Annotated in this window: 13 protein-coding genes; 7 read left to right on the top strand and 6 right to left on the bottom strand. The window is 57.9% G+C overall.

The features are described 5' to 3' along the window. Nucleotides 1-139: 139 nt before the first annotated feature. Nucleotides 140-6,325 (bottom strand): calcium-binding protein, encoded by a 6,186-nt coding sequence (locus LOC68_RS10930; RefSeq protein ID WP_230218423.1) that lies wholly within the window; start codon nt 6,323-6,325, stop codon nt 140-142. 559 nt (nt 6,326-6,884) lie between these two features. Here LOC68_RS10930 and LOC68_RS10925 point away from each other — a divergent pair. The 5 genes from LOC68_RS10925 (at nt 6,885) to LOC68_RS10905 (ending at nt 11,624) form a co-directional block, all read left to right on the top strand. Beyond that, a complete protein-coding gene (locus LOC68_RS10925) occupies nt 6,885-7,622 on the top strand; it encodes a family 16 glycoside hydrolase (protein WP_230218421.1) in 738 nt (245 codons plus the stop codon). A 41-nt stretch (nt 7,623-7,663) separates the two neighbouring features. Then, entirely contained in the window at nt 7,664-8,866 is a 1,203-nt protein-coding gene (locus LOC68_RS10920; RefSeq protein ID WP_230218420.1) for a hypothetical protein, read from the top strand. A gap of 529 nt (nt 8,867-9,395) precedes the next feature. Continuing rightward, nucleotides 9,396-9,563, top strand: coding sequence for a hypothetical protein (locus LOC68_RS10915; RefSeq protein ID WP_230218418.1), 168 nt, complete (start codon nt 9,396-9,398; stop codon nt 9,561-9,563). Nucleotides 9,564-9,734: 171 nt separating this feature from the next. After that, nucleotides 9,735-10,895 (top strand): hypothetical protein, encoded by a 1,161-nt coding sequence (locus LOC68_RS10910; protein ID WP_230218416.1) that lies wholly within the window; start codon nt 9,735-9,737, stop codon nt 10,893-10,895. 105 nt (nt 10,896-11,000) lie between these two features. Further along, entirely contained in the window at nt 11,001-11,624 is a 624-nt protein-coding gene (locus tag LOC68_RS10905) for a DUF4304 domain-containing protein (protein ID WP_230218414.1), read from the top strand. A gap of 48 nt (nt 11,625-11,672) precedes the next feature. On the opposite strand, the gene LOC68_RS10900 is transcribed toward LOC68_RS10905, so the two are convergent. From LOC68_RS10900 to LOC68_RS10880, 5 genes are all read right to left on the bottom strand, one after another. Then, nucleotides 11,673-12,188: an Imm26 family immunity protein gene (locus tag LOC68_RS10900; protein WP_230218413.1), complete on the bottom strand. Its 516-nt coding sequence runs from the start codon at nt 12,186-12,188 to the stop codon at nt 11,673-11,675. A 390-nt stretch (nt 12,189-12,578) separates the two neighbouring features. Next, nucleotides 12,579-13,898 carry a hypothetical protein gene (locus LOC68_RS10895; RefSeq protein ID WP_230218412.1) on the bottom strand — a complete coding sequence of 440 codons (1,320 nt, stop codon included), beginning with the start codon at nt 13,896-13,898 and terminating at the stop codon, nt 12,579-12,581. Nucleotides 13,899-14,420: 522 nt separating this feature from the next. Continuing rightward, nucleotides 14,421-15,644 carry a hypothetical protein gene (locus tag LOC68_RS10890; protein ID WP_230218479.1) on the bottom strand — a complete coding sequence of 408 codons (1,224 nt, stop codon included), beginning with the start codon at nt 15,642-15,644 and terminating at the stop codon, nt 14,421-14,423. A 202-nt stretch (nt 15,645-15,846) separates the two neighbouring features. Continuing rightward, on the bottom strand, nt 15,847-16,203 hold the full coding sequence (locus LOC68_RS10885) for a hypothetical protein (RefSeq protein WP_230218411.1): 357 nt from the start codon (nt 16,201-16,203) through the stop codon (nt 15,847-15,849). A gap of 217 nt (nt 16,204-16,420) precedes the next feature. Next, nucleotides 16,421-17,044, bottom strand: coding sequence for a hypothetical protein (locus tag LOC68_RS10880; protein ID WP_230218410.1), 624 nt, complete (start codon nt 17,042-17,044; stop codon nt 16,421-16,423). 1,038 nt (nt 17,045-18,082) lie between these two features. Here LOC68_RS10880 and LOC68_RS10875 point away from each other — a divergent pair. Next, nucleotides 18,083-20,068, top strand: coding sequence for a sulfatase (locus tag LOC68_RS10875; protein ID WP_230218409.1), 1,986 nt, complete (start codon nt 18,083-18,085; stop codon nt 20,066-20,068). Next, the gene (locus tag LOC68_RS10870) at nt 20,065-21,585 is read left to right on the top strand and encodes a sialate O-acetylesterase (protein ID WP_230218408.1); all 1,521 of its coding nucleotides are present in this window, start codon (nt 20,065-20,067) and stop codon (nt 21,583-21,585) included. Before LOC68_RS10875 ends, LOC68_RS10870 begins: the two co-directional genes overlap by 4 nt. Nucleotides 21,586-21,611: the final 26 nt, after the last annotated feature.

Genomic DNA, 21,611 nt, shown 5'->3' with positions numbered 1-21,611 from the left:
AATACTTGTCGCTTACGCTCACGGAGGAATCAGGAACCACAACTTCACGCCTGAAACGCCGGGTCGATTCTTACGATTCGGGATACACGGCATTTGCCTACGCTGCCAGGTCCGCGTCGATCGATCTACGAAGACGTACTCATGGCCAGGCGTCTTCGTAGTTAATCTCAATGACCGTGTCATTGCCGTCTCCGCTAGTACGATCGGCACGATGGCCGAGTTGATCGAGATCGGCGAAGAACAGGTCTCTTGAGAAGTAGCCGCCGTGAAGCAAGTCTTCGCTCTTATCGTTGAAGACGTCACGTCCCGGGATTAGCCAGTTGGCGACGATATCGTCAACAATGTCGTCATAGTTGTCGCCGGCGGCGAGCCGATCGACCCAGCGGACCTGAAACTGCGCAGCAACAGCTTGAGGATCGGTCTGAAGTTGCGTTTCGAGCGTCGACTGGCCGCCGATCAGAATGCTTCCTTTCGTCGGTTGCGGAATGAGCGAACCAAGCAGTGACGCGTCTTGCGCGTACAACTCATCACGCCCTGCACCGCCAATCAGCAAGTTGCTCCCGCCGTTCCCCACGAGGAGGTCATCTCCGTCGCCTCCAGAGAGGATGTCGTTTCCATTGCCGCCATAGATCCGATCATTTCCTCGACCGCCGAGGATTACATCGGGCCCGGCGCCACCGCGGAGCTCATCAATGCCGTCGCCACCGTCAATGTAAGTCGGCAGCGCAAGTCCCCACCAGTCCCGGACCTGCACGTAGTCATTTCCCCCGAGAGTCAGAATCACCAATTGGTTGACGGAGATGGCGTTGAAGTTGTAGGTGCGGGTCGGCCACCAGCGACTCGCGCCAATGTTAGTAAAGACGTCGATCCGATTGAAATACTTCGAGACGATGACGGCGTCACCGGTTTGAGCGCCGACGACATACAGCGTGCCGTCGTTCGTCAAAGTCACCGGCGAAGCGATGATTTGGATCGCGTAATCTTCGACTTCGCCATCCAGAGCGACGCCGGTCGGCGCCAGTCCGCCGGTACTGCTAATTCGGAAGCGGGCGAACGTGAGGCTCGTGGGGGAGAATTGAGGAACGGCGACGGAGATCAAATTCGCTCCGGCCGACACGTCAATGCTATTCGCGATCTTCTCACTTGGTTCAAAGACGCCGTTGTGGTTAAAGTCAATCCACGCGTCAAGTTTGCCGGCCGCTGACGCCGTCACGGTGAAGTTCGCCGACGTCCCGGACAACAGTACCCTGGGCATCACTACGCCGTCTTCATCGTCGCCATTGGCGTCGTTGTCGTCCCCTTTGGCGTCCGAAGAAGGTTGTCCATCGAACTCCCCATCCATGCCGGCGCCCAAATAGAGCTGGGAAAACGGCAGGTGCCGCGCACCATTGCTCGCCAACAAAGTCTTGTAATTGGCGTCGGGCGCATCACCGAATTCGAACAAGCTTTGATAAAGGCGACCATGTACTCCTTCCACGTGATCTGGGCCTTGTCCAAGCCAGAAGACGCCAAAGTCGCCGCCGGGCGCTTGCGCGACAACGGGTAGGATCTGTGGTCCCATCTGCCAAACGTTAACCGGCAATTCGCCTCCTTCGGGACTGCCGTCCCAGCTGTATTGCCGACTGTAGAGATCCCAACTGCTACCTTCGGGAGTTTCCGCCTCGCCGCCCCCTCCGCCACCGCCGCTGCCAGTGTCCGTTAATTCCGCCCGTTCGTTCGACTGCCAGGCGATCACGAATCGACCATACTGGTCGACGCCGATTCCAGCGAATCGCTGCGGTCCCATTCTCGTCTCGTTGACGACGAACTCGCGGTTGTCGATCGCCGTCTTGTCGGCGTTGAACCGTCGTGCGAAAACCCCCCACGAGTTGCCGTCCTGATTGATGCTTTGCCAGGCGACGACAAATCGACCCAGCGCATCGATTCCCACGGCCGGCGCTTCCTGTGCATCCTTCACGTAGTTGTGGACCAGCACTTCGTCCCCCATCGCCTGTCCATCCGATCCATACCACTGGGCAAAGACGCTTTTCTCAGAATCGACGTCCATCGTTTCCGGATCGGCCGCTGGGTGATCGCTCACCCAAACGATCACGAATTGCCCGCTCGCGTTCATCGAAATTGCCGGATCGTACTGGTCGAGCGCGGTTTCGTTGTTCACCTGGAAGGCGCTCCCATCAGCATCTCCGTTGGGGAGGTAGCGCTGGGCCATAATGTCCGTCGAGCCGTCGCCGCTGTCCGTTTGCCAGGCGATGACGAACCGTCCGTCTGCGCCGATCGCCACTGCAGGCGCCTTTTGATCGCCAGAGATCGCGACCGGATTGACTTGAAAGATATCGCCATTCGTCGTGCCGTTGGCGAAAAAGCGTCTGGCGAAGATGTCGTAGGTTCCATCGGCGACTTCACTCTCCCAAGCGACGACAAATTGACCGCTGGGAGCACGTGCGACCGCCGGAGAACTTTGATTACCGAGCTTGATGTTCTCGTTGATCAGGAAGCGATCGCCGATTGGCGCCCCTTGCGAGTCGAGCAACTGACCGAATATTCCCAGGCCGCTGCCGTCATCTTCCGCTTCGGCGTAGCTCTCCCAAACGACGATCGATTCGCGCTGCGCGTTCATCGCAGCGGCAGGAGCGTTCGCTTCAAGCCCCACATAACTGGTCAGCAGAAACTCTCCAGCCACCTCGGTCGCGGGGAGATCAAACAAATGACCGAAGATTGAAGGCTCGTGCGTGGCGCTATTCCCCAGCCAAGCGACAATCCCGTCGCCATTTGCGTTACTAGCCGCCGTGGGGGCGGTTTGCGGTCCTTCCACTCGGTGATTGACGATGACTTCCTCGCCGACTTCCGCGCCGGACGAATCGAACGCTTGTCGATAAATTCCCCAACTGTAGCCATCCTGATGCTGGCTTTGCCACGTCACCAGATAGTTGCCTGCAGCGTCGACGGCGACCGATGGAAGACGCTGAGGTCTCGTGGTCGTCGTGTTGACGAGTTGGTCGAATTCTAACAGGGTTCCATCGGCCGTCATGCGGCGGGCGTACACGTCGGAGCCGCTGCCGGTTTGTCCTTCCGACTGCCATACAAAGACGACGTTGCCAGCAGCGTCCATTCCCAAATCGGGAAGAATCTGGTCCTTTTCCGCGATAGAGTTAACGACGATTTCGCCTCCTACGGGCATTCCAAGACTGTCAATGCGGCGTGCGTAAACGTCGACGCTCGCTTCGACCTCCTCTTCCCCCGGAACAATTGGGGCAGGACCTTGCCAGGCGATTACGAATTGATTGTTCGCGGCGCTGGCGTCATGCGCTGCGGCGGCGACTCGGGGAGAGAATTGATCGCCGACAACGGCGACGTTCGCTTGTTGCTCGGCGCTGGGGGTCGTATCGCCGATCGAATCGAGCGTTACGTAGAAAACGCCCAGACCATCCCCATCTTGGCCGGCACTTTGCCACGCGACGAGTGCGCGTCCCTGGTCATCGATGGCGAGATCGGGATGGAACTGATCGCCGATGACCTGCGAATTCAGTTGGAACTCGGCGCCGATTTTTTGTCCCGCCCCATCCAGCCATTGGCCGAAGACGCCCAGGCCGTTGGCGTCTTTGCTTTGCCAGACGATCAACACGTTTCCGTTGCCGTCGGTAGCGATCGCTGGAGCCGATTGATCGTCGAGCGTCGTGGTATTCACCTGCTGGCGCGAGCCGACAATCGCATTGCCGCTAGCGTCGAGCCGCTCTGTGAAGATGCCAAAGCCGCTCCCATCCTCCTCGAAAGTTTCAAACGCAATGGTGAGCGAGCCATTGTCGTTTACGGCGATCGCCGGCGAGCTGAACTCAAAGCCGAGCGTGGGGCTGACCAGGAATTGATCGCCGATCGGAACTCGACTCGGCTGGCCGGGGTCATCGATCAAATTGACGTCATACAGCCGACCATGGACGCCGTCGATGTGACTGAAGCCCTGGCCGGACCAGAAGACGCCGTAGTTACCGGTTGCGGTCCGGGCGACTACCGGCAGCGTTTGAGGACCGCCGGTCCAAGTGTTGACGACGTTCTCGCCGCCGTTGGGGCTCCCATCCGCAAAGTACTCGCGGCGATAGATGTCGGTGCTGATCCCGTCGTCGGTACCTGCCGCGGTGCTCTCGTAAGCGACGACGAAGTTTCCGGCGGCGTCGACTCCCAATCCGACCAACCGCTGGAGCCCTTCCGTCTGTTCGTTGATCTGAAACTCGGCGGCCGTGAGCGGAACTTTTTGTCGGTTGAATTGACGACCGAAGACGCCCCAAGTGTCGCCGTCCTGGTTAATGCTCTGCCACGCGGCGACAAAGTTGCCGGCCGCATCCATACCGATCTGAGGCGATTCCTGAGCGTCCTTCACATAGACATGCGCGATCACTTCGGGCCCCGTCGAAACGCCGTTCGCGTCGTACCATTGCACGAACACGCTCTTTTCGGCGTCAATCGCCTCTTCCGCACCAACGACGTCCAGCGAAGGATGGCTACTGACCCAAGCGATCGCAAACTCGCCGCTCGCGTTCATCGTTATCGCAGGCGTCGTCTGATCGGTGGCTTCAAATTGGTTGACCTGAAACTCGCTGCCGACCGCGTTGCCATCCGCATCAAACCGCTGGGCGAAGATATCGGTCGTGCCGTCGACGCCTCCGTCTTCGAGACCGTCGTCTCCCTGCCAGGCGACGACAAATCGGCCATCCTCGGCCATCGCCACAGCCGGCTTCGTTTGATTGCCGGCGCTCGTCGTGTTGACCTGGATCGCATTATCGATCGGTACGCCGGTCGCCGAATAGCGCTGCGCGAAAATGCCGTTTCCGTCGCCATCTTGATTCTTGCTTTGCCAGACGATGACGAAACGTCCGTCGAGGGCTCGGGCCACTGCCGGCGCACTTTGATCGCCGGTGGTAAAGTCGGTGTTGACGAGAAATCGGTCTCCGATCGGATCGCCAAACTCATCGAGCAATTGGGCGTAGACCCCCATCGCGTCGCCATCTTCGTCATACGATTCAAAGGCGACGACCGTGCGACCTTGCTGGTCGATCGCTGCAGCCGATTTGCTCCCTTCCAGTTCGACCAACGAGGCCAATTCCAGTTCGCCGCCCACTTTCGTCAAGGAAGCGCCGCTCAGGTCGAATCGCTGAGCGAACAGCGCCGAATCATGCTCTTCGTTTTTGCTGTGCCAAATGACGGCGGCTCGGCCGTTCGCATTCATGCCGATCGAGGGAAGGCTCTGCGGACCTTCGATCGTCGTGTTGATCAATGTTTCTCCCGTGAGCTCGGTTCCCGCCGCCGCATACGCGCGGCCATATACCCCTTCGCTAAATCCATCCTGATGGACGCTTTGCCAGGTGACGAAGAAATTGCCATCTTGGTCCATCGCGACGACACCCCCGACCTGTTCGGCCAGCGTCGTGTCGTTGACCCGAAACTGCTGCCCCGCGCGGACTCCCATTTCATCGAACCGCTGACCGAAAACGTCGGACCCGCTCCCGGGAATGCCCCCGGCCGTCCAGACGACCACAAAGTCGCCGTCCGCGTCGATGGCGGCGTCCGGCGTTACTTGATCTCGCAATTGGTCGGTATTCGCCAATTGTTCGCCCAGCGTGATTTCGGTCCCGGTCGAATCGAATACCTTCGCGTAGATGTCGAGACTCGCGTCGTCGCCTCCGATCGGATCGATCGCTTCCCACGCGATCACAAAATTGCCGTTGGTCGCAGCGGCCACGGTGGGATTCTGCTGCGGACCCGCGACGGCGTCATTGACGAGCATGTCTCCCGCCGGAGTCGTGTCGGCGACGCCGCCAGCTACCGCATCAAGCCGCGTGTAATAGACGCCCCAGTCGCTCCCATCCTGGCCGAAGCTTTGCCATGTGACGATCGCGTCGCCCGAGCCGTCGATCGCCACATCCGGGGCCTTCTGATCTCCAGCCGTCGTACTGTTGATCCGAAATTCTCCTCCCAACTTCGCGCCCAAGCTGTCGTACCACTGGCCGTAGACGCCAAACGTGTCCGCTTCGTCTTGCCCCTTGCTTTGCCAGACGATCAGTACGTTGCCGGCCGCATCGGTCGCAATCGCGGGAGCCGATTGTTCGCGATCCGTGGTCGTGTTTACGAGAAACGGCGTAGCGTCGATCTCGTTTCCATTCGCATCGAAACGTTGAGCGAATACGCCAAAACCGCTTCCGTCTTCTTCATAGCTTTCCCAGGCCGTGATAATGGATCCATCCGCCTGAACGGCGACCGCGGCGGGAGTTGCCGTGAACCCCAAGGTTTCGGCGACGACAAACTGATCGCCGAGCGGCGCCGTCGTCAACGCCAACCGCGGTTCAATCGTTTCAAACAGAAGCGTGCGGCGCGATCGTCGTTGCAGCTCCTTTCTTGCTCGTTCACATTTCGACCGAAGCGCACTTGGCGCACGAGTTCGTCGGCGGGGTGTAGTGGACATCGTAAGCTGGCCTCATTTGTTTGCCCTAAAATGATCGATGAGGCAGTAACTTTGTGCATGAACGGGGCTACTGTCTCGACAACCTGGAAGCGTGAGCCTCGATCCCGAATATGGGGCATCAGGAGATTCCCGAAAATCGACAAAGTTAACCATTCTGTCGTGGCGGAATCGACCATGGCCTTTCCAAGAGCGCGAAAGAAGTGCGCGCATCGGTCTTTAGCGGACAGCGATCGGTGGTCCAGAGTCGTAGGCGGACGCAAATCAACGAACGATTAGCGACGTGACATTCCCCAACGCTCGTCTCGACCGGCTTTTTCGCACGATTGGGAACTACCCTCTCGCGTTGGTAGAATGAGACCTTTCCCAGAAGCCCCCAGTCGTTCGCTACCCACGAGACGAACGTTGCCGCTATTCCATCACAAGGCGAAACCCAATGCTGAAACGTTCCCCCCTGCTCCTCTTTGCCTGTTTGTCTATCGGCTTTAGTATCTCGATCGCTAGCGCCCAGGAGAGTCAAAGCGACGAAGCTGGCGTCCTCCTCTTCGAAGACGACTTCAACCGCGACGAAACGACGCCCGGCAAGGAGGAGATCGGCAATGGCTGGACCAGCAACAGCGCCTGGCGCGCCAAGGGTCACCAGCAAGTCGACCTGGTCGACGGAGCGATGCAGGTCACTCGCCATCCCGAAGCCGATCACGGGGTCGCCATCTTTCATGACGTGGCGTTTCAGGATGGAGCGGTCGAGCTGAAGTTCAAGCTCGGTCCCGGCGACGATCTGGGGATCGACTTTGTCGACCGCGAGCTGAAGACGGTGCATGCCGGCCATCTCTGCGTCGCTCGCATCATGCTCAAGGGGATCACCCTCACCGACTCGAAGACCGGGCAGATGGACCTCAAGATTCGCGAACGGCGCCTCTCTGGCGAAAAGTCGCCAGAACTGAACAAGCTCCTCCAAACCAAGCGGGCCAACTTCCCGCTGAAGCTGGAAGCCGACAAGTGGTACACGCTGAAGGTAGTCGTCGCCGGCGACGTTATGAAAGCGACCCTCGACGGCAAGCCGGTCGGCGAGTTCCAGTCCGAAGGGATCGCCCATCCGACCAAGCGAATGATCACGCTCGCCGTAAACAAGTCCGCGGCGGTGGATGACGTTAAGGTCTGGAAGCTGAAGTAACGGTGAGGCCGCGTCAATCCACCTGAGAAACGAGTGCCGCAATGAGAAATGGAAAACGTTACGTCGCAATAGCGATCCTGCTGGCTTTGCCAATCGGCGGCCTACGGGCGGAGGAGAACGATGATCTTGCATCGTGGCGCGACGGAGTTCGCGTCGAAAACGTCGCCCCGCACGCCGATCGGCATGTGATTCACTCCTACTTCAACACCTCGCCCGAAAGTCCCGACGGCAAATACGTTCTCTATTTCACCTCCACGGCGGCGAGCGGAGAATCAGGCGAGATCCGCATCCTGGAGCGTCGCACTGGCCAGGAAGCGCTCCTCGCGGAGAACGTCACGACCGAAGATGCGCATCGGGTCGCGTGTCAACAGTGGAGCAATGGCGGCCAGCAGGTCGTTTACCATGATTGTCGCGACGGCCGGTGGTTCGTCATCGCCGTCGACATTGCGACCAACAAGGAAAAAGTTCTTGCCGAAGACCGCCAGGTGGGTTTTGGATCGCCCGCGAGTCCCTGGGTTCCGATCTATGGCTGCCACTGGAAGCCTGGCCCCTATCGCGATCTGCAGCTGGTTCATGTCGTTACCGGCGAAATCAAGACGATCGTCACCGCTGCCGACGTCATCGGCGCGTACGGCGATTGGACCAAAGAGCAGTTCGGCGGCGACAACATCTCGATCTTTTTTCCGGTGATGAGCCCGGACGGCAATCGCATCTTCTTCAAACTCTCGCGCCCCAGCGGCGGCGATGATTTTCGCAGCTCCAAGGCGAGCTATCGCCAGGGAAAAGTCGTCTACGACCTTCCGCAGCAGCGGCTGGTGCAACTGTTCAAAACCTGGGGGCACCCTTCATGGTCCCCGGATAGTCAGCAGATTTTTGAGAAAGGCAACGTCACGGTCGACATCGCAACCGGAAAAACGAAGCGGAACGCCCCCTCCTGCATCTCCGACCATCCGTCGATTTCGCCGCAAGGGGACCTCTTCGTTACCGACGCCGATGTGACGAAACGCAAGTATGGCGAGCCGGGCGATTGGGCCATCGCCGTCGGATCGATGACCCGCGACGATTTCGTCTTGATCGATATCTTTGGCAACACCAAAGGCGCCAAAAGTTGGCGGCACAATCACCCCCACCCCGCCTTCAGCGCCGACGGGCAGCGGATCTACTACAACGTGAACGAAGGAACCTGGACGACGCTGCGGGTCGCCAGTCAAAGCAAGTCAGACCCTGCGCCGACGAAGCCTTGACGTACGATGCCGAAGATGACGAGGCAACGCAAACTTCACGCCCTGACTTACGGGAACGAACCATGCCACACCGCCGAATTGGACTTTGGAGTGCGTTGATCATCGCGGCTTGTTTCGCCGATTTGCAAAAGTATCTTCCTTTTGGTGAGCATTGACGCAAATGGTGGCGAGCAGACGAAGATTTCAATTTGGAATACTCTCCTTGCTGTTCCTCATTCTTACCGTGGCAGTCATCGTGAGAATGTGGGCGCCCAGACTCGAGTTTCAACGAATGATTTCAGGCAGCTCGTCGACTAGGGTTGAAAGCATCGTGATCCTCGGCCAGGGAAGACGCGTAACCTGTGACAGCAGGGAAGCGATTGAGTATCTAAGCAGTGGGGTTGCGCGGTCGACTCGAGGAGGAAGGGCATTTGCTGAAGATTACGATGCGGGACTGCCGTCGCGAAGGTATGTCCCGTACACGATGCAATTTAAAATGGGGAGTGGGTATTATTCGGTCGACTGTGTGATCTCTGCAAAAGATTGTTGCATGTATATCCCGTTTGAGGATTCGATCGCGGATGGAGACGAGCCCAATCGTCGGTTTGACTTTTTGGAACCGATGCCAACGGATGTGGTGAAGATTATTGGCTTGTTGTTGCAAGACTCCGATTCGAAGAACGGAGCGATTGAAAACATCGGGGTAGCGGACCGATAGAGCCGGACATGTCGTTTTGACGCAACTTGACCAAGGACCAGCGCCATCGCCAGAGCATTCATTCCCATCTTTCGATCGCCACAGCCCACTACGGCGCGGGTCCACGTTCCCGATCCGTCGGCCAACCTGTTTGCGCGGATTATTCGCAATCCGACCGATCCCAATCGGCCGATGCGCGAGCGCAGCTGTGCCGAGATGCTCTGCGTCGTCCTGTTGAACTGCCCGCAGCTTCGCACCTTCCTCTTCCAGCAGTTCGCCGATCAATGCGGTTGGCGAGATCTACCGCTGGCGGAACTTGACTATGAGATCGAAACCGAACAAGCTGTCGGCGGCAAACGAGATGACCTGCGGATCGTTGGGTTCGACCGGCAGGATGAGACGCGTCCGCCGGTTTTGCTCTGGACCATCGAAATCAAAGTGCAGGCCGGCATTCACGATTCTTCCCGCGAGTCGTACGACGAAGAGGAAGAGCTGGGCGACGACTTCGCGGCGTCGGTGACTCAGCTCGAAAACTACGACCGTTGGCTCGAGGTCCAAACCGTCGCCGCCGATCGCAAGGCAGGCATCGTTCTCGCCATTCCTTCGCACGCCCGCCACATTGCCGAACTGGTCGACGCTGGCAAACTCCGGCCCCGTTGGCACTGTTTGCGTTGGACCGATTTGGGGAATTGGATCGAGCAGCGGATCGACGCCGGTTCGTTGCCTCTCGACGAAAAAGTCTTCGCCGAGCATCTGCTGGGCTTTCTCTTAAGATACTTGCAGGATCCCACCGAAATGAGCGACCACCGCATCGAAATCGAAGATCTCGCCCTAATCCGGGCGTACGCCCAGCAAGGGAAAGCGTGTGCGAAACGGATCGACAACCTAGTCGCGCCCTTGTTAAACGTAGTGGGTGAGTCCAGCATCTCATTCCACGGCCCGCTGCAACATCAACGGGTCCTGTTCGGCACGAGCGCCCGGAGCACGATCAATGGCGTTTTGATCCCCAGCAGCGGAACGTCGGATCCCAACTTATCGCTCTGGGCAGGGGTCCATAAAGACCAGGCCCGGCTTTGGATCTCGGTTCATCCGAAGTTCCCCCTGCGAGAACAGGTGAAGAGCGTCGCCGGCGATTACCTGAAACCGCTCCAAGCAAGAAACCCCGCGTGGACCGACATCGATCCCGAAGATTCAACCTGGCACGTAATCGGCATATCCAAACCGCTCGCTTGGATCTTGGCCGAGGAGGATCAAGCCGCCGCCATCGCAGAGTTTGTCCGAGGTTGCCTGGAAGATCTGACGCAGCTTGGCGTCACCGAGGCACTGCAACTTGCGGGAGCCAGCGACGCTTGATGTTCACGTCGATAAGCATTCCTATCGCGGTGATCTGAAGACGCCCAATCCGAAGAGCTAGACTACTGATGCGTCGTATTAGCCATAACTAGTGGATGAAACAGCATGTCGGCGAGCAAGAAGAAGCAGTTCGAACGACTTTTACTTGAGCGACTCACACCAATTCTGAGCGACGATGGCTTCGTTGGAAATGATCTCAAATGGATTAGGAATGTTGATCCCGTAATCAACTGCATCGAGGTGCAAAGTAGAAGCGACAGCAAAGCTTGTTGCGTAAACCTCGGCGTCCACTTAACTTTTTTGCCGAACGCGACTGGCTCTCTAATTGTTGACATTCAGAGCTATTCATCAGTCGACTGTGAAATAAGGGGGCGGCTAACTTCGCAGGCAGAAGGCGATCAATGGTGGGAGTACGAAATGCTCGAGCCGGCGATTGATGATTTAATCGATAGCTATTTGGATCATGGGCAAAACTTCTTCGAACGTTTTGCCAAGTTCCCGCATCCATTCGTTGATATTGGCCCAGACAGCCTCGATGACGATGTTGTTTCGTCCTTGTTTCCAGTTATGACCAAGGTCAGGATGGTTTTGCTGCTCGCTAGAGTCCATGATTTTCTCGGAAATTCAGCCTTGGCGAAACAGTTTGGCCAAATTGGCATCGATCTCATTGGCGGAGGAATGGGCCCCAAGGCAGCTTTTCGGAAAATCTTGCGGAGTCATACGACCTAATCCTCAAAATGATTGTCTCTATGTTCCGTGACGCCCGAAGAAAAGCGACTAACCGCGCCACCCCGGTCGATTCCCAATTCTCGCGGAATCAACCACGAGATTATAGCGCAGTTCATCATAGGCTTCGCTCTTGTCTATCAATCCAAATTCGGCCTGCAATGCTTTTTCCAGTCTTATCGGCGCGACGGTCTTTCGGAATCTTAGTTGCTCACCTTCTTCATCTGTTGCAAGTCGTGACCATTTCCCATCATGACTCTCAACATGCATTTGCCCGGAAATCCGTACTTTCGATAACGGCAACGCGATATCGGCCAAATTGCCAGTGACGTTTCCAATAATCTTCCAGTCGCCGTGGTGTAATCGGGCATCGAGCGTCAGAGATCCGAACAATGGCGTCCGACCTACCACGGCATGCGACTGAGGTGGACTGTTTACGTCCCATGCACTCTCAAAAATCACGACGTAGAGTTCCGAAGGCAAGACATCAATGATCTGCCCCATTCCCACTCGCTCATCGTCAATTGGAAATAAGAATACGTCGCCGATTTTCCATCGATTGGTCATTTTGGGTTTTCTAACGTTCTCAAGGCTCAGTTAGTCCAAGACCCGGTCGCCGTCCAGGAACAGTTGGCAAAGAAGAGTGAACAGGGCGCCTTTCAGTTATATCGCCGGGCACCACTGTCGTCTGCGACAGTGCTCATAATTGGCTATCTCATTCAGTAGCGTACTGTGTCGACTTGTTCAACAATCAAGTTGCTTGGATGCCGTATTCCCCAAAATGAAGACACTGTCGCAGACGACAGTGGCGCCCAAAGAAGTTTGACGAACAGCACCACACCGCCGCTTCGCAGGCAGACGCGTTCCTTGAAAAAAGAAGGGATGTCATCCAGCAAGATCCTGAATGACATCCCTCGATGTCCTTAGCGAACTGTGTGAGCCAAGCTCCGATCCGACCTACGCAACGCCCGGCGTTTTGCTATGCGCGTTTTGCGGGAAGTCGAACGTCAGCACCAGCGGTTCGGCGCCCGTGTTCTCAATTTCCACGCCGCCGTTATTCAGCGCCGTCTGCGTGATGAATCCGATCTCGGGATAGATCTCGCCGAGAACCATATCCTGGTGGTAGCGCACTTCGAGCTTGCCGACCCGACCGCTGCCGCCATTGGTATGGAACATCGTCGGGCATTCGGGGCAGAACTTCGTCTTGGCGCCGGGCGCTAAGGTGAGCCGGAGGATCGAGCACTTCTGTTCGCCCAGCAGTTCGCCGTAGACGATCCACTTGGCGTCGACGCCGGCGGCGCTGAACTCTTCCGCCGTGATCGCCGGACGGGCATTGTTCAAGACGAAGTTCGGATCCTGGTTGGCCGCAAAGTCGAACTGTTCGACCAGGTAGTCCCAGTCGCCATGTCGCGACTTCGGATAGTCTTCTTCTCGGCAGGCGTAGAACGCCGCTTCCGCGCTGATCCGCCCGTCGAGCGTGACGTCCTCGGCCAGGAAGTGCTCGTCCATCGTGACGTGCAGTTCGTGCGTGCAGAGATCGGTCGGCGAATGGAGGACGCCGTTGGGCATCGTGAAGCCGTCATCCAGTTTCATCATGACGTGCGGCGCCAGGTGGCGAATGCCGTTGTACTCGCCGGTCCCGTAGCTCTTCATGCAAGTGAGGAACTTGTCCTTGGTCACCCACGAATAGAGCCCCATCGCCGTGGTGTGATAGTGCGAAGGATTGACGCCGGGGTTGTCGTACGAATTGATGTCATACACTTCCCACTTCGCCCAGTGCAGATGGTCCGGAATCGGATTCAGGTTGTCAAACTTCTTCGACACGATCGGCCAGGTCGGCTTGCCGAAGGTCGCGTTCGAAAACGCAGTCACCTTTTCGCCCATCACCGCTTCGGGATTGGCGGTGATCAGATCCTGGAGCGAGATCACCTTGCCGTCCGAAGTGAGGACATGCGCTTCCCCTTCGCGAAACGGCGCCTTGCCGGTGCGAGTGTCGATAACGCCGGTCACGATCGGCACGGTGCAGCACATCCAGATTTCGTCGAGACCGGTCCCCCCCATGTAGTCCGGATAGTACGACTTCTCTTCCAGGCGAAGGCGTTTCCCTGGCGAGCAAAACGTCCGGCCGGCATAGCGGTGGAGCAGCTGAAACACGCCGCCGTGCTGGCTGAGACAGTCGTCCAGAACCGCAGCGACGCCGTCGCCGGTCCCGTCGATCACATCTTGCTGAGGGTACTCGTGCAGTTTTTCGGAGAGAATCGAGGGTGAAGCAGCCATGAACCTATTTCCTCAAAGGAAGAGAAACCGTCTCTGTTCCCAAAATTTCTGGAGAGACGAATGATATTTTCGTCTTAGCGGTAAGTAACCGGGCGGGCGTATAAAAGGAATTTGTCAAAGTTATAGCAAAATCAAGGGCGGTAAGGGAATCAGAGCCCGATTAAGCGACGAAAACGGGGGCAAAGACGCGGGCGGATTGTTCCTGGTGGGTGCCGTTGCCACGTCTTCGTGGCAATGATTGTGTTGGGAATGAACGTTTAATTTTCACTAGCTTTCCGATCCTCCTGGCAGAATCACCTCAACCTCATTGCCAAAACAGGTTGGATAACACATTCATTGCCACGAAGACGTGGCAACGGCACCCCGGCTCTTCATCTGCGTCAATCTGCGTACATCTGCGGTTCCAACAACTCCGGCGGTTGTCTTGTGAACCGCAGATTTACGCAGATGAGCGCAGATGGTCGTTGACGGCGGCGGCGTGGCGCAATTGTCGTGCCGAACAGTATTGCCCCAGTCCTATCTTTATCTCTCGATAACAAACGCCGGGCGCGAAAGGACTCCTTTGGCGAGAGAGCCATAGTAGTTCGAGCGCCAGAAGTTCTTCAAGTCGTCGGACGTAATGAGTTGCAGGCCCGGCGTAGCGACCGCCGGGTTGCAAAGGATGTAGAGATCTTCCGCCACGATATAGCCGCAAACGCTTAGCGTGTGCCCGGCAAAGCCGCCAGGGTATTGCGGGCCAACATACTTGAAGTCCACCACAACCGGTCGTCCCGCATCGAGCTCGCGTTTCAGCATCGCGGTCGCTTCCTCAAAGCCGGCGTCGTCCGGCGTGAACGTGACGAGCTTCCATTGTTGTCCGATCTTCGCCGACGCATCCAGCAGGTGCCACCAGTCGGTACCAGTACCGAGCGGCGATGGGCAAAGTTTTTTGAAGTCCCAACCGCTGATTTCTCCCCCCTGAAAACGGGCGAAGGTGGCGCAGGCGGTGGAGCCGCAATTGTTATAGCCCTGGTGAATGTGCGGCATCTGCACGAACGCGAATTCGCCCGGCTCGGACTTGCGCTGCCGGTATTCGATCAGCTTGAGGAGATCGGCGCCCTGCTGCGCGGACGCATTGCCGGACGGCTGAGCAGGATGCCCCGTCTCACTGGTCGGGAAAAGTTTCGCCGCCTTCTCCCAATTGGATTTCGCCGCGTCGAGTTCACCGGCCCGAAACTGCAACTCACCGAGCACGACGAGTCCGGACGGGTCATTCAGCGCCGCCGCTCGCTCGGCGAGCCGACGCGCCTCGGCGGGATCGGCCGGTACCCCTTCGCCGGAAAGAAGCGCCATTGCCGCCGTCGACGCCGCGCGTCCGTGCCCTTTGGCGGCAGCCTTTTTCCACCAGTCGACCGCCTTGCCGCAGTCTTGCTCGGTACCCTGGGCGCCGAAGTAGCACTGGCCGAGGTTGAAGGCCCCTTGCGCCGATTCGTCGGCCGCCGCTTTGAAATAGCCGAAAGCGACCTCAGGATTACGACGCACCACGGCGCCGCGAAGGTAGGCGAAGCCGACGAAGTCCAACGCCTCGGCGTGACCTTGGTCTGCGGCGCGGTGACCCCAACTCATCGCCGCCGCATCATCTTTGGCGACGCCGTTTCCATCGCGGTAACGGATTGCCAATGACAGCTGGGCATCGGGACTCCCCTGCTGAGCCTGGACTTGTAGTTCTTCCAAAGAAGGTTCCGCCGCAGTCGCCAGAGTGGTCATTAGCAAAGCAAAAATCGTGAGTATGGTTTTCATGGTCGTTGAGAACGAGGAAGTTTCCACTCGCCTTCGAGGAAGAGTCGATCCAAGCACGATCCGCTTATTCTATCATCCAGGTCGGACTCAATTTAATCCTTTCCTGCCGCAATCATTGCCTAACCCATCCTCCGCCGTCTGCGGTGGGGCGTCACAGGCGATTTCTCCATCAGTCAGGAAGAAGTCTCAATGCGTCAACCGCCTTCTTGTGATACTCCCGATACAGAGCGGTCAGATCAGCATTTTGTGAACAGCGGCCAGTGCAGAACCCCGGCCACTTAGGAAACATTCCCCGCGCGATTTCCCAAGCTGTTTGAAATTCAACATCTGGATCGCCAAGCATGAGCGTCATTCGATATCTAAACACCGGTTGCAGGCACGCAAAGTCGAAATTGTCCCCAGAATCTCTTGGGATTTCATCAGACCAGTAAAGCGCATCTGACAACATGTCGTAACGAATTTCCGCCCCGTCCTGAATAGTGAGCAGATTCAATACCTGGGCGACGTTGCTAAATGAGTTAGACATTAGAAAACCGATTCTATTCTGCGATTGGAAGAGAAAGCGGACCTCCGCCCGACCGAACTAAGAAAGCCGTTCCCTCTTCTTCGTCTCCAGTGGTAGTTTCATGCACCGCAGATGAACGTAGATGTTTGTTGCTGGCCGAGGCGCACAGTTTTGCCCCAGTCCACTTTTCTTCGCCATTGCCACGAATGGCTCTGGCAATGGCCCCGGCGATCGACCGTCAATACTCCCAGAAGCAACGCCAGGAACATTTATCTATTGGTTCTTCACCAAACAGGTGAAACATGCCCACGGCGAAGGGCCAGTCTCCATCAACGTCGCCATCATGGGCGTCTGGGAAGGCGATTTGAACAATTTGAAAATAGCCTTCTTCCCGCAGCGAGCGAACCAACGCTGGTAGTCCTTCGCCGCTGTCCTGAATGAACGGTCTCCCACCAAGTTTGTGATGAGAGATGACAATTTCATTTCCATCATCGTCGACGAGCTTGTCAGCGCATTCCTGTCCGTGCAGTATCGGATGCGGGGTTAGTTCCGACGCCAACGCGGATTTGATACTACGAGTACTGTCACCATGAGTAACTACTTCAAATAGATCGCCTGAAGTATGGACAACACCAGCTCCGTCAGCCATTCCCGCGAAGTCGAAGGAGAGAAACACTGATATTTCTAGCACCGGATCTTCGGCAACGCGAATTGTGCAAAAATACTTTGTTAGCGACGTTAACCGATTCGGAGTGACGCCTGCCGGTGGCAAGCCACCGAGTCTTGATCCTGATTCACTGTCACCGTCGCCGATGACAAGAGGAACACAATCTCTGTCCTGCCTTGGAAAGAGTCTTGACATGATTTCTCGCATCTTCTGAAGTTACGGCAAACCCGGTCTCGGGTCGTACTGCGTTCCGTGAAGCTTGCGAACTTAATCCAACGATGTCATCTAAAGAAGAGGGAAAGAAAAGGGGACGGGGAATTTTTCTTTTACCGGGTACGATGACCGTAGCGATGCTCGGATCGGCTGGGGGATCGCTCCGGCCGAAGTACTGCCTTCACTTCAGAGTCGCCATGGTACGCCGATCGGGCGACGCCGGCGCCCATTCTATCCCAGTTGGTCCCGGCTTACGATTTCGTCCCTGTTAGCAGCCAACGTTGTCTATTGACAAAGCGCACGGATTCGTGATCGATTGCGGGGTGGTTTTCGCGCGAGTCCGTTTACTGCACCATGTGCGCAGGACCGACCGACTTTTGGTTTTGGCGATTCGTGCCGTACGACGCTCGACAGGAAACTGGAATGCGGTCCAGTCCAGTCTGGTTCAAAAAATCCGGCAGGGTCCGGTCCTATTTTTGGGGTCTCATTTTGGGACTGGGGGTTCGTCGTTTGAGCTTCGGCATTCGTCATTTCCCTGCCGGCCGCATTCCCTTGCTTGCGCTGCGGGCTAGTTTTTTTCGTGTGGTCCAGTCCACTCCGTTGGCAAAAAAAATGGAGCGCTGCGGTCCACATGATAGGCGGTTTGGGAAAGAGATGGGAAAGCGGAATTTGCTGGGAGAACGGTTTCCGACCTGCGTGGACGGCGCCGCAAAAAAAATGCGTGGTCCAGTCCACTGTCCGTTTGAGTGCTAATGAATTGGGGGATCGGTTCGACGAAAAAAGTGAGTGCTGCGGTCCAGTCCGGCCGGATGGCGCTGCATCTTGTCACTGCGCGACCCAACCAGTCTCGGAAGACTGGTCGGGCCACCCGGAGTGAAAAAAATTCGTTGGCGGTCCGGTCCCATTTTTGGACCGGCGGCGGCTGATGCGTAAACGTTGACCCGCTACGGGATTCGGTCGATACTGGGGAACTCCCACGCAGGCGATCGCCCCACCAACTTTTCCAATCGGAAACACCTCATGCAAACGCCCCGCTTTCCCGTCCTTACTCGCCTTGCTTTGGCGGCGCTGTTGATCGCGCCGCTGCTGACAAGTTTCGCCGCCGCGGCCGATGCGAAACGACCTCCCAATATCGTCCTCTTCCTGGTCGACGACATGGGCTGGATCGATAGCACGCCGTACGGGTCGCAGTACTACGAGACGCCCAACATACAGCGACTAGCCAAGCAGTCGATGCGATTTACCGACGCTTACGCCCTCCCCCTTTGCTCGCCAACCCGGGCGTCGATTCTGAGCGGGCAATATTCTTCGCGGCATCGCGTGACCTCCGCCTCGGGACATCAACCAGCAGCGGCGGAGGACGCCTCCCCCTATCCAGCGAAAGCGCCGGCCAACAAACAGTTCATCTATGCCGACAGCAAAAACTATCTCGACCTGGAAATCCCGACCCTGGCCGAAGTGTTGCAGCAGGCCGGCTACCGGACCGGGCACTTTGGCAAATGGCATCTCGGGTTGAGCCAGGAACATTGGCCGGACAAACAAGGGTTCGACGTCGCCTTTCATGCGCAACCGAGTCCCGGTCCGCCGAGCTACTTTTCGCCGTATGGCGTTTCGCCCGACGGCAAACCGACCCCGCGTCATCATGTCGGCACGATCACCGATGGCCCGGAGGGCGAATACATCACCGATCGTTTGACCGACGAAGCGATCAAGTTTGTCGAAGCGAACCAAGACCGCCCGTTCTTCCTCAATTTCTGGCACTATGGGGTCCACGGACCTTGGGGTCACAAAGAAGCGTACACCGCCGAGTTCTCCAAGAAGACCGATCCGCGCGGCGAGCAGAAGAATCCGATCATGGCGTCGATGCTGAAGAGCGTCGACGAGAGCCTGGGCCGTTTGCTCGACCGGCTGGATGAATTGGGACTCGCCGACAACACGCTCTTCATCTTCTATTCCGATAACGGCGGCAACACTCACAGTCGCACCTACGAAGACGTCAAGCTGGCGAACGTAAAACCGGGTCACCCGCAGTACGCAGCGATTCAGGACTGGCGCAAATGGGCCGGCGGAGAGCCGCCGACCAACAACGCGCCGCTCCGCGAAGGTAAAGGTCGCATCTACGAAGGGGGCCAGCGCGTGCCGCTGATGGTCCGTTGGCCACGGCACATCCAAGCCGGCTCGACCAGCGATGCGATCGTCGGGCCGATCGATATGTATCCCACGATTCTGAGCGCTACCGGATCACAAAAGCCGGCGGGGCATATTATCGACGGCGAGTCGCTGCTACCAATTCTGAAGCAGACCGGCAACCTCGAGCGGAAAGCGTACTTCACCTGGTTTCCGCACTTGATTCCGGCCGTCTCCGTTCGGCAAGGCGACTGGAAACTGATCCGGCGTTTTGAATCGCACCCGAGCTATCCCGATCTCTTCGAGCTTTACAATCTGACGGACGACATTGGCGAAACGAACAATCTCGTCCAGCAAATGCCAGACAAAGTCAAAGAGCTCGACGCTCTTATCGACCAGTTCGTGAAAGAGACCGGCGCCCTCTATCCCAAGCCGAACCCAGCCTACAAAGCGACGCCCCCAAATAGCGCCAAGGCCGACGACTTTGTCGCACGCAACTGCCAGGTCGTCAAAGCGGAAGGGGCGATCCGCGTGGTGGGGGAAGGAAAGCAACCGTTCCTCGGCACGGCCCGCGTCAAGCTGAATGGTCCGCTGAAGCTGACGCTGACCGCTCGCTGCAAAGAAGGCGGAACAGGTCGCGTCCAGTGGAAGACCACCGGCCAGGAAAACTTCCCTGCGTCGGGTCAGAACGTCAGCTTCGAAATCCCCGCCGGCGATGCGTGGCGAGAGGTGACGGTCGACCTTCCGGTTGAAGGGCAATCGCAGATCGTGCGGCTCTACCTCCCGGCAGAAAAATCGCCGGTCGAAATTAGCTCCATTCGCTACGCGAATCCTCAAGGGGACGCGAAGGCCTTGGACTTTTCGAAGGTGACGCCATGAGCAAAAGCCTCGCTCGCGTCTTAGCCCTGATCGTTTGCCTGTTCAGCATCACCAGTCAAGCGGTCGCCGAAGTACGGATCGCCAACATCTTTGCCGATCACATGGTGCTGCAGCGGGACAAGCCGCTCCGAATCTGGGGTTGGGCCGATCCCGGAGACCAGGTGCAGATCGAGTTTGCTGGGCAAGTTGCGACAGCGACGGCCGACCAAAATGGCGCCTGGGAAGTGACGCTCCAGCCGCTTGCCGCGAGTGCGGAAGGTCGTCCTTTGCGCGTCGCGAGTGGTGACAAGACAATCGTCGTCAACGACGTGTTGGTCGGGGAAGTCTGGCATGCGAGCGGGCAGTCGAACATGGCGATGAACGTCGGCGCGATGACGGCGGAGCTCGAATCGGTCAAAGTCGACATCGCGGCGGCCGACCTGCCGGCGCTCCGCTTCTGCCGCATCAATGAAGGGGAGAGCAAAGCGCCGCAGAGCGACTTGTCTCGACCGGCCAGCTGGACCGTCTGTACGCCGACGACGGTTCCCGGATTCTCCGGCGCCGCGTTCTACTTTGCCCGCCGGTTAAACCATGAACTGGGCGTTCCGATCGGGATCATCGATTCGTCACGCGGCGGAACGCCAATTGAGCCGTTCATTCCGCGTGCCGCGTTTACCTCGCACCCGACGCTCCAGCGCGAGTTGGAGCTCGGCGACGCGGAGGATCTCGCCGCGATTTGGAGATTGAAAGGGGGCGTGCAAGCTCGCGACGCCAATTGGCTGCCGGGCCGGCTCTTCAACTCTCGCATGGCGCCGATCACGCGACTGGCCGCCCGCGGGGCGATCTGGTATCAGGGAGAGTCGAACAGCGGCGTGCAGGAAGATCCCCGCGACTATCAGTTCAAGATGCAGGCACTGATCAGTGGTTGGCGCGCGGCCTTGGAAAACGAGACGCTGCCGGTCTACTTCGCCCAGCTCCCCGGCAGCGGCGCCGGCGCCGGTTGGCCTTACTTGCGCGAACAACAGCGTCTGGCCGCCGACTTTCCGAACAGCGGCCTGGTCGTGACCATCGATCTCGACGGGCCAGGCATCCACCCGGCGAACAAGGTCGACGTAGGACAACGTCTGGCGCGGTGGGCGCTGGCCAAAGACTACGGCAAGCAGATCGCCTTCAGCGGGCCCCTCTTCGATCGCCAGGAGATTCAAGGAAACGACATCGTACTCCACTTCCGCTACGCCGAGAGCGGTCTGATGACGGCCGACAAGGAAGGACTTGCCCAGCCGCAGGAAACTCCTGAAGCCAAGCTGTCGCACTTTGAAGTGACCGACAAGGCCGGCCAGTGGCGCCCCGCCCACGCGAAGATCGAAGGAGAAACGGTTGTGGTCCATAGCCCTGACGTTGCGGCGCCAATCGCCGTGCGTTACGCCTACGCCGTCACGCCGGAGAACTGCAATCTCTACAACCGAGATGGGCTACCAGCTGCGCCGTTTTGCTCTCAGCCGCAGTTGCTTGTTTACGATCCGAACCTGCCGCAGTAGCGAACCGCGTGTTGGGCGAAGACGAG

This window comes from Blastopirellula sediminis, from assembly GCF_020966755.1.
Classification (GTDB): domain Bacteria; phylum Planctomycetota; class Planctomycetia; order Pirellulales; family Pirellulaceae; genus Blastopirellula; species Blastopirellula sediminis.
This window is presented reverse-complemented; position numbering and strand designations above follow the sequence as displayed.